Genomic DNA, 17,019 nt, shown 5'->3' with positions numbered 1-17,019 from the left:
ACCGCGGACAAGCCTCGCTCCGGCAATGGAGCGAGGCTTGTCCGCGATAGCCGCAAAGCGGCGCCCAGTCTAAGGGATCAACGGTTCAAGGGCGCAACAAACCGGCTCTTGGCCACGCTGTAGATCTCTGGCTGGTCGGCGTCGACCACCTTGAAACTCAGCTCCTGGGAACTGCTCTGCGGCTGGTCGGCGATCATTGCCACCGACACCGGCAGGTCGACGATCTCGCCCGCGGCCAGGCTGATTTCACTCTTGCCCTGCAGCTGGAAGCCGTCGCCATTCATCAGTTGCAGGCGGTAATCCTGGCGTTGCTGGGTCTTGTTGATGATCTTCAGGCTGTAGATGTTCTCGATCTGGCCCAGGCTGTTTTCGCGGAACAGGCCACGGTCCTTGCTGACGTCCAGCGACACCATCGGCCGCTCCACCAGCGCCAGGGCCAGGGCGCCGATCATCACCAGCAGCACTGTGCTGTAGCCGATCAGGCGTGGGCGCAGCAGGTGGGTCTTGCCACCCTGCAACTGGTGCTCCGAGGTGTAGCTGATCAGGCCCCGGGCATAACCCATCTTGTCCATGATCGAATCGCAGGCGTCGATGCAGGCGGCGCAACCGATGCATTCCATCTGCAGGCCGTCGCGGATGTCGATGCCGGTCGGGCAGACCTGCACGCACAGCTGGCAGTCGATGCAGTCGCCGAGGCCGATATCGGTGGGTTTCACGCCACGTTTGCGCGGGCCGCGGATTTCGCCGCGGGCCGGGTCGTAGGAGATGGTCAGGGTGTCCTTGTCGAACATCACGCTCTGGAACCGCGCATAAGGGCACATGTGCATGCACACCGCCTCGCGCAGCCAGCCGGCGTTGAGGTAGGTGGCGCCGGTGAAGAACAGCACCCAGAACAGGCTGACGCCGCCGATCTGCAGGGTCAGCAGCTCCTCGGCCAGCGGCCGGATCGGGGTGAAGTAGCCGACGAAGGTCAGCCCGGTGAGCAGGCTGATGGCCAGCCACAGGGTGTGCTTGGCCGAACGGCGGATCAACTTGTTCAGGCTCCAGGGCGCGGCCGCGAGCTTGATGCGCTGGTTGCGTTCACCCTCGGTGACCTTCTCGCACCACATGAACAGCCAGGTCCAGGAGCTCTGCGGGCAGGTGTAGCCGCACCAGACGCGGCCGGCGAACACGGTGATGGCGAACAGGCCGAAGGCGCAGATGATCAGCAGGGCCGAGAGCAGGATGAAATCCTGCGGCCAGAAGGTAGCGCCGAAGATATGGAACTTGCTTTCCGACAGGTCCCAGAGCACCGCCTGGCGGCCGCCCCAGTTCAGCCACACGGTGCCGAAGAACAGCAGGAACAGGAACCCCGCGCCGCTCATGCGCAGGGTGCGGAACAAGCCGGTGAAGCTGCGGGTGTGGATCAGGTTGTCGCTGGATTTGGCCTTCGTCGTTGGGCGCGCAGGCTCGAATGTTTCTACTAATCGGACGGGGATTCTTTCGCTCATGGTCGTTCGCTCATCAGCCTCCATCAGGCCGATGAACTATGCCCAGCGAACTGTTTGCATAACAGGCTCAGGTATCGCAATAAAAAGCAGATCAGATGGCCGCGAAGGGCCGCCCTGCGACAACTTGCCATACCCGGCAAAGCGCCCGGTATCGGGCGCCAGCGGCGTCTGGCACAAGCCTGTGCCGGGTGCCGTGATGCAGATCAGTCAAATCACCGAATCACTGTCGGTGGCGCGCAGATGGCGCCGGCCGTCGGTGGCGCCTGCTACGGTCAATGCGTCGGCTTCTGCTTCGGTGATGTAGATGCGTTGCCCTTCGAGGTCGACCGCCGACATCGACTTGGCCGCGTCGGTGACCACAGTCACGGCGCTGGCCGGCAGTCGGGCGTGAAGGTCTTCGGTGTCAAAATGACAGGTCTGGTTTTCGATGCGCAGGCTCATGGTCGAATCCTGTTGTGCGGTGGGTACGGTTTTTAGGGCCCGGCTGCCGGCCGGGGTTCTGCCCGCCCGATCAATGGTCGCCCGCCGGCGGATCGCACCTTTTGCCTGGCGTCGCTGTCCTCTCATTAAGGAGGGCTGCCTCGCCAAAGTCGTCGCCCGCCAACCAACAAGACGCCGAACGAAAAGGGACCTGCGCATGAACGCCTGGTGGAATGAAGTCTGGGTCACCCTGCAAGCGGAGTTCGCCGACATCGGCGATGCCCGGCAACTCACCCAGATCACCGTACGCCTGCTGATCGCCGCGCTGCTGGGCGGCATTCTCGGTTTCGAACGCGAGCACAAGGGCAAGGCCGCCGGGGTGCGCACCCATATGCTGGTGGCATTGGGAGCGGCGCTGTTCGTGCTGGTGCCGCAGATGTCCGGCTCCCAGGCCGATGCCATGAGCCGGGTGGTGCAGGGGGTGATCGCCGGTATCGGTTTTCTCGGCGCGGGCACCATTCTCAAGGGCAAGCAGGACGAGGAAGGGCACGTCAAGGGCCTGACCACCGCGGCCGGGCTATGGATGACCGCGGCGATCGGCGTCTCGGTGGGCGTTGGTCGCGAAGCCACGGCGGTGCTCAGCACCCTGTTGGCGCTGGCGGTCTTCAGCGTGATGCCCTGGATAGTGCGCAAGCTGGAAGGCGACGAGGATCCGCCCGGAGGAACGCCCTGAAGCGTTGTGGACACGCTCGCCGCCAGCAACGAAGGGATGCCCGCTGCCGGTTGGCGACGGCAGCGACGGGCAACCGATTGTCTACGCTTGTCATGGTTTGGGCGCAATGCTGTGACCGGAAGCGATGACCGGCGCCGGATCGTTCGGCGGGTCCTCCTTGGGCGGTGGGGTGGTTTCCGGTGGATCTTCTTCGGGCACCGGTTGCGGCCCTGTTGGGGGCAAGATTGGCGGTAAGGTCGGGCGATCGATGTTCGGATCGGGCGTTTCCGCAGGGATCGGGATACTCATCGGCATGGCCTCCTTTGTGCTTGGTTTTGCACAGTCTCCCAAGGTGGACCCTCGACCCGGTGATTTGATTCCCGGCGCGAAGGGAGGCAAATCCGGGTGAACTTTCCCGGCCCCGGTGTCTCGGAACCTAAGTGCTTCGCTGATCCGCGCGGGTCGTTGCCGACCCTGGGGGCCGCTCCCAAGAGAGGGCGCCGCGCCGGAATAGACCAGCAACAGAGCGTCCATGGGGCGTAAGGAGTGATGCTCGATGACTGCCGAAAAAAGACTGACTGAACTGCAATACAACCCGAACCTGCCACTGTCGCAGGCCTTGCTGCTGCCACGCATCGTCATCGAGAACACCCGGCCGCTGATCGACGGTGGCCAGTTCGCGGTCAAGGCGGTGGTGGGGCAAGTGGTGAAGGTCAGCAGCAAGGTGTTCGCCGATGGCCACGACAAGCTGGCCGTGCGCATCCGCTGGTGCGCCGAGACCGACAGCCACTGGCACAGCGAAACCATGGAAGACCTCGGCAACAATAGCTGGGAAGGCCAGTTCACAGTGCCCAGCCAGGGCCGCTACCTGTATTGCATCGAAGCCTGGATCGATCAGTTCGCCAGCTTCTGCTACGAACTGCAGAAAAAACACCAGGCCGGCGTCGCGGTCAGCCTCGAATTGCAGGAGGGCCGCAGCCACGTGTTGCAGGCCGCCGAGCGCAGCGAAGGGCCGCTGCGCGAGCAGTTGCTGGCATTGCACCATGAACTGGCGACGCTGCTCGAAGCCGAGCAGGTGGCGCTGTTCCTGCACGAACGCAGTGCACAGCTGATGGCCGAGGCCGACCACCGTCCCTACCTGAGCCTGAGCCCGGAATACCCGCTGGACGTGGAACGCGAACGTGCGCAGTTCGCCAGCTGGTACGAGCTGTTTCCCCGCTCGATCACCGACGATCCGGCCCGGCCCGGCACGTTCAATGATGTGCACTCGCGCCTGGCGATGATCCATGACATGGGTTTCGACGTGCTGTACTTCCCGCCGATCCATCCCATCGGCCGCAGTTTCCGCAAGGGCCGCAACAACTCGCTGACCGCCGGCCCCGACGAACCGGGCAGCCCCTATGCGATCGGCAGCGAGGAGGGCGGCCACGAGGCGATCCACCCGCAGCTCGGCAGCCGCGAGGATTTCCGCCGCCTGGTGGCGGCCGCCGCCGAGCACGGCCTGGAGATCGCCCTGGATTTCGCCATCCAGTGTTCCCAGGACCATCCCTGGCTCAAGCAACATCCGGGCTGGTTCAACTGGCGCCCGGACGGCAGCATCAAATACGCCGAGAACCCGCCGAAGAAATACCAGGACATCGTCAACGTCGACTTCTATGCCATCGAGGCCATCCCCAGCCTGTGGCTGGAGCTGCGCGACATCGTGGTCGGCTGGGTCGAGGAGGGGGTGAAGATCTTTCGCGTGGACAACCCCCACACCAAGCCGCTGCCGTTCTGGCAGTGGTTGATCGCCGATGTGCGGGCGCGGTACCCGGAGGTGATCTTCCTCGCCGAGGCCTTCACCACGCCGGCGATGATGGCGCGCCTGGGCAAGGTCGGTTATTCCCAGAGCTACACCTACTTCACCTGGCGCAACACCAAGAGCGAACTGGCGACTTACTTCACCGAACTGAACCAGTCGCCGTGGCGCGAGTGCTACCGGCCGAACTTTTTCGTCAACACGCCGGACATCAATCCGTTCTTTCTCCATGAGTCGGGGCGCCCGGGATTTCTCATCCGCGCCGCGCTGGCCACCATGGGCTCGGGCCTGTGGGGCATGTATTCGGGGTTCGAGCTGTGCGAGTCGGCGCCGGTTCCGGGACGGGAGGAATACCTCGACTCGGAGAAATACGAGATCCGCCCCCGGGACTTCAACGCCCCCGGCAACATCATTGCCGAGATCGCCCAGCTCAACCGCATCCGCCGGCAGAACCCGGCGCTGCATACCCACCTGGGTTTGCAGGTCTACAACGCCTGGAACGACAACATCCTGTATTTCGGCAAGCGCACCACCGACCTCAGCAACTTCATCCTGGTGGCGGTCAGCCTCGACCCGTTCAACGCCCAGGAGGCGCATTTCGAATTGCCGCTGTGGGAACTGGGGCTGCCCGACGATGCGCAGACCCAGGGCGAGGACCTGATGAACGGCCATCGCTGGACCTGGTACGGCAAGACCCAGTTCATGCGGATCGAACCCTGGCAGCAACCGTTCGGCATCTGGCGTATCAGCGTTGCCTGATTTTGTGCCTGGGGGCTCGAAGGCCCTGCGGGCCTTGGCGCAGCCTCGCAGGCTCGACAGCGGCTACAGGGCAGCTACACAGCCACGGACCAATGAATTTTTCAGGAGTTACCCATGGCGAAGAAAACCAGGTCAGCCACCTTCATCAAGGATCCGCTCTGGTACAAGGACGCGGTGATCTATCAGGTTCACGTCAAATCCTATTTCGACTCCAACAACGACGGGATCGGCGACTTTCCCGGGTTGATCACCAAGCTCGACTACATCGCCGACCTGGGTGTGAACACCATCTGGCTGCTGCCGTTCTACCCCTCGCCGCGCCGCGACGACGGCTACGACATCGCTGAATACCGTGGCGTCAGCCCCGACTACGGGACGCTGGCCGATGCCCGGCGGTTTATCGCCGAGGCCCACAAGCGCGGGCTGCGGGTGATCACCGAGCTGGTCATCAACCACACCTCGGACCAGCACCCCTGGTTCCAGCGGGCGCGCAAGGCCAAGGCCGGTTCCAAGGCGCGGGACTTCTATGTGTGGTCCGATGACGATCAGAAGTACGACGGCACGCGGATCATCTTTCTCGATACCGAGAAATCCAACTGGACCTGGGACTCGGTGGCCGGCCAGTACTTCTGGCACCGCTTCTATTCCCATCAGCCGGACCTCAACTTCGACAACCCGCAGGTGATGAAGGCGGTGCTGTCGGTGATGCGCTACTGGCTGGACATGGGCATCGACGGCCTGCGCCTGGACGCCATTCCCTACCTGATCGAACGCGACGGCACCAACAACGAGAACCTGCCCGAGACCCACGCTGTGCTCAAGCAGATCCGCGCCGAGATCGACGCCAACTATCCGGACCGCATGCTGCTGGCCGAGGCCAACCAGTGGCCGGAAGACACCCAGCTGTACTTTGGCGATGTGAAGGGTAACGACGGCGACGAATGCCACATGGCCTTCCACTTCCCGCTGATGCCGCGCATGTACATGGCGCTGGCCCAGGAAGACCGCTTCCCGATCACCGACATCCTGCGCCAGACCCCGGAGATTCCCGCCAACTGCCAGTGGGCGATCTTCCTGCGCAACCACGATGAGCTGACCCTGGAGATGGTCACCGACCGCGAGCGCGACTACCTGTGGAACTACTACGCCGCCGACCGCCGCGCGCGGATCAACCTGGGGATCCGCCGGCGCCTGGCGCCGCTGATGGAGCGCGACCGGCGTCGCGTGGAACTGCTTAACAGCCTGCTGCTGTCGATGCCCGGCACGCCGACCCTGTATTACGGCGACGAGATCGGCATGGGCGACAACATTTACCTGGGCGACCGTGATGGCGTGCGCACGCCGATGCAATGGTCGATCGACCGCAACGGCGGTTTTTCCCGGGCCGATCCGGCGAGCCTGGTCTTGCCACCGATCATGGACCCGCAGTACGGCTACCAGTCGGTGAATGTCGAGACCCAGGCCGGCGACCCCCATTCGCTGCTCAACTGGACCCGGCGCATGCTGGCGATCCGCAAGCAGTCCAAGGCTTTCGGTCGCGGCAGCCTGAAGATGCTGTCGCCGAGCAACCGCCGGATCCTGGCCTACACCCGCGAATACACCGGGCCCGACGGCAAGCACGAAATCATCCTCTGCGTGGCCAACGTCTCGCGCAGCGCCCAGGCCGCGGAGCTGGACCTGTCGGCGTTCGCCGGCATGGTGCCGGTGGAGATGCTCGGCGGGAATGCCTTCCCGCCGATCGGCCAGCTGAATTTCCTCCTGACCCTGGCGCCCTACGGCTTCTACTGGTTCGTCCTGGCGGCGGAAAACCAGATGCCGAGCTGGCATGTGGAACCGGCCCAGAGCATGCCGGACTTCACCACCCTGGTGCTGAAAAAGCGCCTCGAGGAATTGCTCGAAGCGCCATCGCGCACCACCCTGGAGCAGAGCTCGCTGCCGACCTGGCTGCCCAAGCGCCGCTGGTTCGCTGGCAAGGACAGCGCCATCGAACAGGTGCACATCGCCTACGGCGTGCGCTTCGGCGACCCGCAGCATCCGGTGTTGCTCAGCGAGCTGGAGGTCAGCGGCGGCGGCCAGAGCGGGCGCTACCAACTGCCGTTCGGCCTGCTCGCCGAAGAGCAGATCGGCGCCGCGCTGCCGCAGCAACTTGCCCTGGCCCGGGTTCGCCGGGGTCGCCAGGTGGGGCTGATCACCGACGCCTTCGCCCTGGAAAGTTTTGTCCACAATGTCCTGCAGGCGATCCAGGCGCACACCGTGCTGCCCTGTGGCGAGGGCGAGATCCGCTTCGAGGCCACGGAGCAACTGGCCGCGCTCGGCCTGGGCGCGGACTCCGAGGTGCGCTACCTGTCCGCCGAGCAGTCCAACAGCTCGGTGGTGATCGGTGGCAGCCTGGTGCTCAAGCTGATCCGCAAGGTGGCCAGCGGCGTGCACCCGGAACTGGAGATGGGCGCTTACCTGACCGCCGCCGGCTTCCAGCACATTTCTCCCTTGCTCGGTTCGGTGGTTCGCCGGGACGGGCAGGGCGACAGCCTGTTGATGATCGCCCAGGGGTACCTGAGCAATCAGGGCGACGCCTGGGAGTGGACTCAGAACAACCTGGAGCGGGCGATCCGCGACGAACTGGCCGACGCCATGTCCGAGCAGGACCAGCATTACAACGCCCTGGGCGAGCTGCGCGACTTTGCCGGCATGCTCGGCCAGCGCCTGGGGGAAATGCACCAGATCCTCGCGGCACCGACCGCCAACCCGGACTTTCGCGCGCGGCCGAGCACGGACAAGGATGCCCAGGCCTGGGCGAAACAGATCGGCGCGCAGGTGGAACGGGCCTTGCACTTGCTCAAGCAGCATCACGCCGAGCTGACGGCCGAGGATCAACAGCGCGTGGCGTCATGGACCCGACACAAGAAGGCGATCCTGGCGCATATCCAGGGCCTGGCGAAACAGGCGGTCGGCGGCCTGCGCATGCGCGTCCACGGTGACCTGCACCTGGGCCAGGTGCTGGTGATCAAGGGCGATGCCTACCTGATCGATTTCGAGGGCGAACCGGCGCGGCCGCTGGACGAGCGCCGGGGCAAGCACAGCCCGTACAAGGACGTCAGCGGTGTGCTGCGCTCCTTCGACTATGCCGCGGCGCTGGCCCTCAGCGGCCAGAGCCTCGACGCTTCGGCCCACACCCTGGCGGCCCGGCAGCGGGTCGCCGAGCGTTATCTGCACGAAGCCCGCGAGTCGTTTGTCCAGGCGTACCGGCTGGCGGCAGCTAGTCTTGCTCATGCCTGGCAGGAAAAAAACGGCGAGGACGCCGCGCTGGCCTTGTTCAGCCTGGAGAAAGCGGCCTACGAAGTGGTGTACGAAGCGGAAAACCGTCCTGCCTGGCTCGCGGTACCGCTGCGGGGGCTGCATGCATTGTTGGGTGGTGTGAAACCCTTTTCCGATACAAAAAGTGGTGGAGAGCAGTCATGAGTTTCTCGAACAAGGAACAGGGTGAGGTCAAACAGGCAATGCCCAGCGCCCGGGATGTCGAGGCGCTGGTGCGTGCCGAGCACCAGGATCCCTTTGCCGTACTCGGCCCCCATGGCGACGACGCCGGTGGCCAATTCATTCGCGCCTTCCTGCCGGGCGCCCTGAGTGTGCAGGTGCTGGCCCGCGATGGCACTACAGTGCTGGGCAGCCTGGAGGGCACCGAGGTGCCGGGGCTGTTCGTCGGGCATTTTGCCCAGGCCCAGCCCTATCTGCTGCGCACGCAATGGGCCGGTGGCGAGCACATCGGCGAAGACCCTTACAGCTTCGGCCCGTTGCTGGGGGAGATGGACCTGTACCTGTTCGCCGAGGGCAACCACCGCGACCTCAGTACTTGCCTCGGTGCGCAGATGAAAACCGTGGATGGCGTCGATGGCGTGCGTTTCGCGGTCTGGGCGCCGAATGCCCGGCGAGTCTCGGTGGTCGGCGACTTCAACGTCTGGGACGGGCGGCGGCACCCGATGCGCCTGCGTCATCCGTCAGGGGTCTGGGAGCTGTTCGTTCCGCGCCTGGGCCCGGGCGAAGCCTACAAATATGAAATCCTCGGCGCCCACGGCATCCTGCCGCTGAAGTCCGACCCAGTGGCGCTGGCCACCCAGTTGCCGCCGGACACTGCCTCGAAAGTCGCCAGTCCGCTGAGCATCGACTGGCAGGACCTCGACTGGATGCAGGCCCGGGGCGAACGCCAGCGCGCGGACGCGCCCCTGTCGATCTACGAGCTACATGCCGGCTCCTGGCAATGCGAGGTGGACGATCTGGGCGAAGTGGCGCGCCAGTACGACTGGCACGAGTTGGCCGAACGCCTGATCCCTTACGTCCAGAACCTGGGGTTCACCCATATCGAGCTGATGCCGATCATGGAGCATCCCTTCGGCGGCTCCTGGGGTTATCAGCCGCTGTCGCAGTTCGCCCCCAGCGCCCGCTACGGCAGCGCCGACGACTTCGCGGCGTTCGTCAACGCCTGCCACCTGGCAGGTATCGGCGTGATCCTCGACTGGGTGCCGGCGCACTTTCCCACCGATGCCCACGGCCTGGCGCGGTTCGACGGCACTGCGCTGTACGAATACGGCAACCCGCTGGAAGGTTTCCACCAGGACTGGGACACCCTGATCTACAACCTGGGGCGCACCGAGGTCCACGGTTTCATGCTGGCGTCGGCGTTGCACTGGCTCAAGCATTTCCATGTCGACGGCCTGCGGGTGGATGCCGTGGCCTCGATGCTCTACCGCGACTATTCGCGCAACGCCGGGGAGTGGGTGCCCAATCGCCACGGCGGGCGCGAGAACCTCGAAGCCATCGACTTTTTACGCCACCTCAATGACGTGGTGTCCCTCGAGGCACCGGGCGCCCTGGTGATCGCCGAGGAGTCCACGGCCTGGCCGGGCGTCAGCCAGGGCACCCAGCAGGGCGGCTTGGGCTTCGCCTACAAATGGAACATGGGCTGGATGCACGACTCGCTGCATTACATCCAGCAGGACCCGGTGTACCGCGCCCATCACCACAACGAGCTGAGTTTCGGCCTGGTGTATGCCTGGTCCGAGCGCTTCATCCTGCCGATCTCCCATGACGAGGTGGTGCACGGCAAACATTCGCTGATCGACAAGATGCCCGGCGATCGCTGGCAGAAGTTCGCCAACCTGCGGGCCTACCTGAGCTTCATGTGGACCCACCCGGGCAAGAAGCTGCTGTTCATGGGCTGCGAGTTCGGCCAGTGGCGCGAGTGGAACCACGATCAGCAACTGGACTGGTACCTGCTGCAATACCCCGAGCACCGTGGCGTGCAGAAACTGGTAGGCGACCTCAACCGGCTGTACCGCGAGCATCCGGCGCTGCACGACCAGGACGACGTGCCCCAGGGCTTCCAGTGGCTGATCGGCGACGACGCAATCAACAGCGTCTACGCCTGGCTGCGCTGGAGCAAGGAGGGCAAGCCGCTGCTGGTGGTGGCCAACTTCACCCCGGTGCCGCGCCAGGCCTATCGGGTCGGCGTGCCGTTCGCCGGGCGCTGGGGCGAGTTGCTCAACAGCGACTCCGACACCTACGCCGGTTCCAACTATGGCAACGGTGGGGGGGCCTTCACCGAGGATGAGCCGAGCCACGGCCAGGCGTTGTCGCTGGTGTTGAACCTGCCGCCGCTGGCGGTGCTGATCCTGCAACCCGAGGGTTGATCACCGCCGGGCGGAGGAACGCAAGCCAGCAAGGGGTGTCCCTGAAAAACCAATCCCTGTAGCCGCTGCCGCAGGCTGCGATCGGGCTCGCAGAGCCCGCAACCCGGACGACGCGTATTGCCGATGGCTCCTTTGCCTCGACTGCGCCGCCGATCGCAGCCTGCGGCAGCGGCTATGCAGGTTTTTACCAGCGCATCCGCACACCCAGGCTGCCAATCAGCCCGTTGAGGTCGTTGTCGTCCACATCGCTGCTGTAGTCGGCGCTCACGTACAGGCTGACGACGGGAGTAAGCCTGGCCACCAGGCCCAGGCCGACCTCGACGGTGGAGGACTTGTGGCTGCTGCTGATCTTGTCGACCTTGTCCAGGGTCAGCACGTCGCCGCTGTACACCGTGTGCCACAAGCTGGTGCGTACATAGGGTTCCACCGAGTGCCCGGCGACGTCATAACGCCCTTGCAAGTGGGCCCCGACGCGACCGCTCCAGGAGTTCAGGTTGCCGGCGGAGCTGGTGCTGCTGTCGGCATTCGGGTTGTCCAGGCTGACGCGCTGGTTGATCAATTGCGCCTGGGGTTCGACCACCCAGTTGTCGCTGATGCCGATAGGAATCCCGCCTTGCACCGACAGAGTCACCGCGCTGCCTTCGGCGGCTTGCCGCTGGCCTTGCTCGGTGCGACTGAAGCCGCTGACCCGGGCGCCGCTGGCCGACAGGTCGACGTGCCAGCCCTGCGGGCCGGTCAGGCTCCAGAACGCGCCAAGACTTTGACCCTGGACACTGAAACTGTCATTACGCGGGTCGCTGAAACCGCCGGGCATTCCCTGGCCGTTGGCCTGGAACTGGCTCTGGCCGCCCAGCAGGCCGATGCGCTGGGTATGCCCGCTGCTGCTTTCCAGGGTGTAGAGCACCGAGCCGCCGGGCGTGCCGTTGATGCTGCTGGCAAAACGCGAACCGAGATAACCGACTTCAGTCTGCCGCGCCGCGGGCCCGTACAGCGGGTCCCAGACCTGCGGGCTGCCTTGCACGATGCCCAGGCCGTTGCCCGGGGGCTGGCTGGCTGGTGGCATGGGCGTTGCGGATGGCGCGGGTGTCAACAGACGGTTCAGGAGCAGGTCCTGGCGATACCAGAGTTGCGCCTCGTCCTCGGCAGGGGACGCTTGTACCTCCATGGAAGAGCACAGCAATACCGAAGCGGAAACTGTGCACAGAATGATCTTGATCTCTTGTGGGGTGAGTGAAGTTTTCATGGAGGGCTACCTTGCAATCGCATGCCGTGTCTCGCCGTGGCGTCTCTCCTACCCCGAATGAGGGGCGACCGAGTTCGTTGAGGCAAGGCCCGGCGACCCGCTCTAGAGCAGGTATCCGAGGCTTGCCCCTGGTTGTATTTCCGGGGGTAGTAAGCTGTAGCTAAGGAGACGACAGGGCAGCCGTCAAGAAAATGACCGACCAGTGGCGTAGGAGATTCGGGTGTTGTAACCGACTGAAAAAAAGCGCTTCTCTAAGTTCTTGTTTGTGCGGAAAAACGTCAAGAAAGGCGAGGAAAAGCGATTTTCGGTAGCCAACGACTCTTTGGCCGGATATTCAGAGGTGCACTTCTACCGCCAGCGGCAGGTGGTCCGACAGATGAGTCCAGGGCTTGTGCCCAAGGATCTTCGGCGCGTGGCTGCTGGCATTGCGCAGGTAGATGCGGTCCAGGCGCAGCAGCGGCCAGCGTGCCGGGTAGGTCTTGGCCGGGCTGCCATGGTGGCGTTCGAAGGCTTCGTGCAGGTCGTCGCGACGGGCGAGGGTGGCGTTGCCATGCAACTGCCAGTCGTTGAAGTCGCCGGCGATGATCACCGGCGCATCGTCCGGCAGCGACTCGAGCAACTGGCACAACAGCGCCAACTGCAACTGGCGATGACTTTCCAGCAGGCTCAGGTGCACGCAGATCGCGTGCACTTCGGCATGCCCCGGTACATCCAGCACGCAATGCAACAGCCCGCGGCGCTCGGGACCGGTGATCGAGACATCGAGGTTGCGGTTCTGGCAGATCGGGTATTTCGACAACAGGGCGTTGCCGTGATGGCCGTCGGGATAGACCGCGTTGCGCCCGTAGGCGAAATCGCTCCACATGCTGTCGGCGAGAAACTCGTATTGCGACTGCTGGGGCCAGTTGCTGTAGCGGTTGGCGTGGCGATCATGCTCGCCCAATACTTCCTGGAGAAACACCAGGTCGGCCTGGGTGCTGCGGACTGCGTCACGCAGCTCCGGGAGAATGAAACGGCGGTTCAGGGCGGTGAAGCCCTTGTGGGTATTGACGGTCAGGATGCGCAGGCGATGGATCGCCGGGGGGGCGTCTGGCGCTGCCGACATGACCGGGCGCCTGGTTGAATCGGTGCTCACGCTCACTCCTCGTAATCAGGGCGGTTACTCATGCGACTGACACTTTGCCGGTCAGTTCAGGTTTTCCCCGGTCTGCTTGCCTCGGGGCAGCCCTACATGAAAATGATTTCGTAGGACTGGCGCAGCCGCTCCAGCACCACCGGCGTCAGCGTCGGGGCCAGGCCGATGCCCGGATCGCCCTGCAACTGGCTGGCATAGGCATGCGCCGCATGGCGCTTGCGGGCCACGGTCCAGGTGTCGAGGCGCAGCTTGCGGGCGCGGTGCCAGGGCAGCAGGTGCTCATCGCGCGCCGGCCAGTGCCAGGCCCACACCGGCACTTCGTGGAACGCCACGCCGGCCTGGGCCGCAGCCTTGGCGCTGGCCCGGCCGACAGCGTCGTGGTCATCGTTGCCGTCTTCGCGCCAGGTGCTGAACACCACGTCATCGGGACGCAGGTAGCGGCCGATGAACTGGCTCAACTGATGCTCGCGCTCCTGCAGCCCACTGTCGACGAAACCGCCGCGAATCCACAGCAGGCTGTGCAGGGGCAAGCCCAGGCGGCGCAGGGCCTCGACACTTTCCTGGGGACGGAACACGCTCAGGCGCCGCTCGGACCACAGGTCGGAGCCGGGGTGGCTGGCGCTGCCGTCGGTGACGGAAATCAGTTGCAATGGATGGCCGTGGTGGGCCAGTACCTGCAGCAGGCCGCCGCAGGTCAGGACTTCATCGCCGGGGTGCGGGGCGATGACCACCGCGCGAAATCCGGGCGGCACCAGGCTGGCAAGGTTGATGGGGGGGACGTCGAGCAGTTGGCGGGCGCCGTTCCAGACCTGCTCCGGCCAGTTGTCGCTCAGGGGTATGGATCTCATGGGTGTCACATCCTTGTTCCGGGGCAGTCGGCGCACGGTGATGAACCGGGCCGCTTGGGTTCGCACCCGGTGTCGGTCCGGGTGCCGGCGCTCCATACCTTGGATTGCCGTCCTGCAAGAGCGTTCAATCATACACAGCCGTTGGCCGACGTCGCAGGGGCCAGCGGCTTTTTTCTGATGGCGACGCTCAGGTGTTCAAGATAGCGGGGAATAGACGCTTGGCACCATCGTACATTTGTCTGATCTGGCCACTGCCCACCATCCCATCCCGGCAAATGGCCAACCAACTGCTCAATCGTCATCCTCGTGCTGCAGTTCGAACAGCAGCAGCGAGCGCCCGGTCACCGAGTACTGGTGGCCGAACTCGAAGCGCTCCTGGCCTTTCACCGAGGGCTGGTTGGTGTCGATCATGCAGGTCCAGAAGCCGCCGTCGGGCACTTCCAGCAGGCAGAAGTTGACGATGTCGTGATGGGCGTTGACCACCAGCAGCAGGGTCGCGTCGGCACCGGGGCGGCGTATTCCGGTTTCCTGGGCGCGGCCGTCGAGCAGCATGCCCAGGCAGCGACCGTGGCTGTCCTGCCATTGTTCGATGGTCATCTCGCTGGCGTCCGGGGCGAGCCAGGTGACGTCCTTGACCCCGATGTCCTCGTTGTAGTTGCCCACCAGGAAGCGTCCGCGACGCAGGATCGGATAGGTCATGCGCAACTTGATAAGGCGCTTGACGAACTTCAGCAGCGACTTGCCGTCCTCGTCCAGGTCCCAGTTGACCCAGCCGATTTCGCTGTCCTGGCAATAGGCGTTGTTGTTGCCGTGCTGGGTGCGGGCGAACTCGTCGCCGGCGACGAGCATCGGCGTGCCCTGGGCCAGCAGCAGGGTGGCGAAGAAATTGCGCATCTGGCGCAGGCGCAGCGCATTGATCTGCGGGTCGTCGGTGGGGCCTTCGACGCCGTGGTTCCACGACAGGTTGTTGTTGCTGCCGTCCTGGTTGTCCTCGTCGTTGGCTTCGTTGTGCTTGTCGTTGTACGACACCAGGTCGTGCAGGGTGAAGCCGTCGTGGGCGGTCACGAAATTGACAGAGGTATAAGGCCGCCGGCCGCGCTGGTTGAACATCTCGCCGGAGGCGGTCATGCGCGCGGCGAAGTCGGCGAGCTGGCCGTCGTCGCCTTTCCAGAAGGCGCGCACAGTGTCGCGGAACTTGTCGTTCCACTCCACCCAGCCCGGCGGGAACCCGCCCACCTGATAACCGCCGGGGCCGATGTCCCACGGCTCGGCGATCAGCTTCACCTGGCGCAGCACCGGGTCCTGGCGGCAGGCCACGAGGAAGCTGTGGCGTTCGTCGAAGCCATCGTGATAACGCCCGAGAATGGTCGCCAGGTCGAAGCGGAAACCGTCCACATGCATTTCCGTGGCCCAGTAGCGTAGCGAGTCGGTGACCATCTGCAGCACGCAGGGGTGGCTCAGGTCGAGGGTGTTGCCGGTCCCGGAGTCATTGATATAGAAGCGTTTGTCGTCGGGCATCAGGCGGTAGTAGGAGGCATTGTCGATGCCGCGCATGGACAGGGTCGGGCCTTGCTCGTTGCCTTCGGCGGTGTGGTTGTAGACCACGTCGAGTATCAGTTCGAGCCCGGCTTCGTGCAGATGCGCGACCATTTCCTTGAATTCGGCGATCTTGCCATTGGCCAGGTAGCGCGGGTCGGGCGCGAAGAAGGCGATGCTGTTGTAGCCCCAGTAATTGGTCATGCCCTTGTGCAGCAGGTGCTGGTCGTTGACGAAGGCATGGATCGGCAGCAGCTCCACCGAGGACACCCCGAGCTTGCGAATGTGCTCCAGCACATCGTCGACCATCAGCCCGGCGAAGGTGCCGCGCACCGCTTCCGGCACCGAGGGATGACGCATGGTGAAGCCGCGCACGTGAGTCTCATAAATGATCGTTCTGTCCCAGGGCACGCTGACCCGATGATCGTGGCCCCAAGTGTGGGCCGGGTCGATCACTTTGCATTTCGGCACGAAGGGCGCGCTGTCGCGCTCGTCGAAACTGAGGTCGGCGTCGGGATGCCCGATGGTATAGCCGAACAGCGCCTCGGACCATTTCAGCTCGCCCACCAGTTGCTTGGCATAGGGGTCGATCAACAGTTTATTGGGGTTGAAGCGATGACCGTTGGCCGGGTCGTAGGGGCCATGCACCCGGTAGCCGTAGATCAACCCGGGATGGGCGTCGGGCAGGTAGCCGTGGAAGATCTCGTCGGTGTATTCCGGCAGTTCGATGCGTTCCAGTTCGACTTCGCCCGTGGCATCGAACAGGCACAGCTCGACCTTGGTGGCATTGGCCGAGAACAGCGCGAAGTTGACCCCCAGGCCGTCCCAGGTCGCGCCGAGCGGGAAGGGCAGGCCTTCGCGGATGCGCGAGGGCTCGGTCGCTTGCGGGGTTTTCGGCGTGGCGGCTGTTTTGGGTTTGGACGGGGTCATGGGTGCTCCTGCAAATCAGATGGGCGAACAGGCTCCCTGTGGCGCACGGGCGCGCCACGCACATGGGCAAGGTCGGCAGTGGAGGGTGGCGCGAGCGCCTTGGCGAAAGGTCGTCAGCTGGCCGCTGGCTTGCGCGGGGCTCGTGGCTTTTTCGCCGCGCTGCTTTTGCCCCCGGGCGGCAATCCTTTTTCTCCAGGAGGCACCTTTTCTCCGGGAGGTACCACGGGTGCCGCCGCCGCGGGTTTGGCGACGGCCTTGGGTTTTGCCGCGGGCTTGCCAGGCTTGGCGCTGGCGGCGCGGGTCGCCCTGGGCGGCTTGCTCGGGGCCAGGGCCTCGGCTTCGGCCAGCTTGCGGGCCATTTCCCAATGCCGGTGCTCCTGGCCATCGGGCCGGCCTTCCGATTCCCAGATTTGATAGGCGAACTCACGAATGCGTTTGTCGTCGGTACTCATCGCAATGCTCCT

At 64.5% G+C, this 17,019-nt stretch carries 12 protein-coding genes; 4 read left to right on the top strand and 8 right to left on the bottom strand.

The features are described from left to right. Positions 1-77: 77 nt before the first annotated feature. A complete protein-coding gene (ccoG, locus tag H0I86_RS18055) occupies positions 78-1,490 on the bottom strand; it encodes a cytochrome c oxidase accessory protein CcoG (protein WP_180921543.1) in 1,413 nt (470 codons plus the stop codon). 207 nt (positions 1,491-1,697) lie between these two features. After that, positions 1,698-1,931 (bottom strand): DUF3203 family protein, encoded by a 234-nt coding sequence (locus H0I86_RS18050; RefSeq protein ID WP_124311115.1) that lies wholly within the window; start codon positions 1,929-1,931, stop codon positions 1,698-1,700. A 196-nt stretch (positions 1,932-2,127) separates the two neighbouring features. Here H0I86_RS18050 and H0I86_RS18045 point away from each other — a divergent pair, with 196 nt between their 5' ends. After that, the gene (locus tag H0I86_RS18045; protein WP_180921542.1) at positions 2,128-2,643 is read left to right on the top strand and encodes an MgtC/SapB family protein; all 516 of its coding nucleotides are present in this window, start codon (positions 2,128-2,130) and stop codon (positions 2,641-2,643) included. A gap of 90 nt (positions 2,644-2,733) precedes the next feature. Here the strand turns inward: H0I86_RS18045 and H0I86_RS18040 are convergent, their stop codons facing one another. Next, complete coding sequence (locus H0I86_RS18040; protein WP_180921541.1) at positions 2,734-2,931, bottom strand: hypothetical protein; 198 nt, start codon at positions 2,929-2,931, stop codon at positions 2,734-2,736. 247 nt (positions 2,932-3,178) lie between these two features. On the opposite strand from H0I86_RS18040, the gene H0I86_RS18035 reads away from it, so the two are divergent. The 3 genes from H0I86_RS18035 to glgB all read left to right on the top strand — a co-directional run bounded on the left by H0I86_RS18035 (position 3,179) and on the right by glgB (position 10,863). Beyond that, positions 3,179-5,179, top strand: coding sequence for an alpha-1,4-glucan--maltose-1-phosphate maltosyltransferase (locus tag H0I86_RS18035; RefSeq protein ID WP_180921540.1), 2,001 nt, complete (start codon positions 3,179-3,181; stop codon positions 5,177-5,179). A 114-nt stretch (positions 5,180-5,293) separates the two neighbouring features. Further along, entirely contained in the window at positions 5,294-8,638 is a 3,345-nt protein-coding gene (gene treS / locus H0I86_RS18030; RefSeq protein WP_180921539.1) for a maltose alpha-D-glucosyltransferase, read from the top strand. Continuing rightward, a complete protein-coding gene (gene glgB / locus H0I86_RS18025) occupies positions 8,635-10,863 on the top strand; it encodes a 1,4-alpha-glucan branching protein GlgB (protein ID WP_180921538.1) in 2,229 nt (742 codons plus the stop codon). The genes treS and glgB overlap by 4 nt, the downstream gene beginning before the upstream one ends. A 184-nt stretch (positions 10,864-11,047) precedes the next feature. On the opposite strand, the gene H0I86_RS18020 is transcribed toward glgB, so the two are convergent. The 5 genes from H0I86_RS18020 to H0I86_RS18000 form a co-directional block, all read right to left on the bottom strand. Next, positions 11,048-12,106 (bottom strand): autotransporter domain-containing protein, encoded by a 1,059-nt coding sequence (locus H0I86_RS18020; RefSeq protein WP_180921537.1) that lies wholly within the window; start codon positions 12,104-12,106, stop codon positions 11,048-11,050. Between the two features lie 334 nt (positions 12,107-12,440). Beyond that, the gene (locus tag H0I86_RS18015) at positions 12,441-13,211 is read right to left on the bottom strand and encodes an endonuclease/exonuclease/phosphatase family protein (RefSeq protein WP_373369363.1); all 771 of its coding nucleotides are present in this window, start codon (positions 13,209-13,211) and stop codon (positions 12,441-12,443) included. A 122-nt stretch (positions 13,212-13,333) separates the two neighbouring features. Further along, positions 13,334-14,089 carry a PIG-L deacetylase family protein gene (locus H0I86_RS18010; protein ID WP_180921535.1) on the bottom strand — a complete coding sequence of 252 codons (756 nt, stop codon included), beginning with the start codon at positions 14,087-14,089 and terminating at the stop codon, positions 13,334-13,336. A gap of 291 nt (positions 14,090-14,380) precedes the next feature. Then, on the bottom strand, positions 14,381-16,555 hold the full coding sequence (gene glgX / locus H0I86_RS18005; protein ID WP_180921534.1) for a glycogen debranching protein GlgX: 2,175 nt from the start codon (positions 16,553-16,555) through the stop codon (positions 14,381-14,383). A gap of 113 nt (positions 16,556-16,668) precedes the next feature. Continuing rightward, complete coding sequence (locus H0I86_RS18000; protein ID WP_124336586.1) at positions 16,669-17,007, bottom strand: DUF2934 domain-containing protein; 339 nt, start codon at positions 17,005-17,007, stop codon at positions 16,669-16,671. Positions 17,008-17,019: the final 12 nt, after the last annotated feature.

This window comes from Pseudomonas chlororaphis subsp. aurantiaca (genome assembly GCF_013466605.1).
Taxonomy (GTDB): domain Bacteria; phylum Pseudomonadota; class Gammaproteobacteria; order Pseudomonadales; family Pseudomonadaceae; genus Aquipseudomonas; species Aquipseudomonas chlororaphis_I.
The sequence above is the reverse complement of the archived record's forward strand: the minus strand, read 5'-3'. Positions and strand labels throughout refer to the sequence as shown.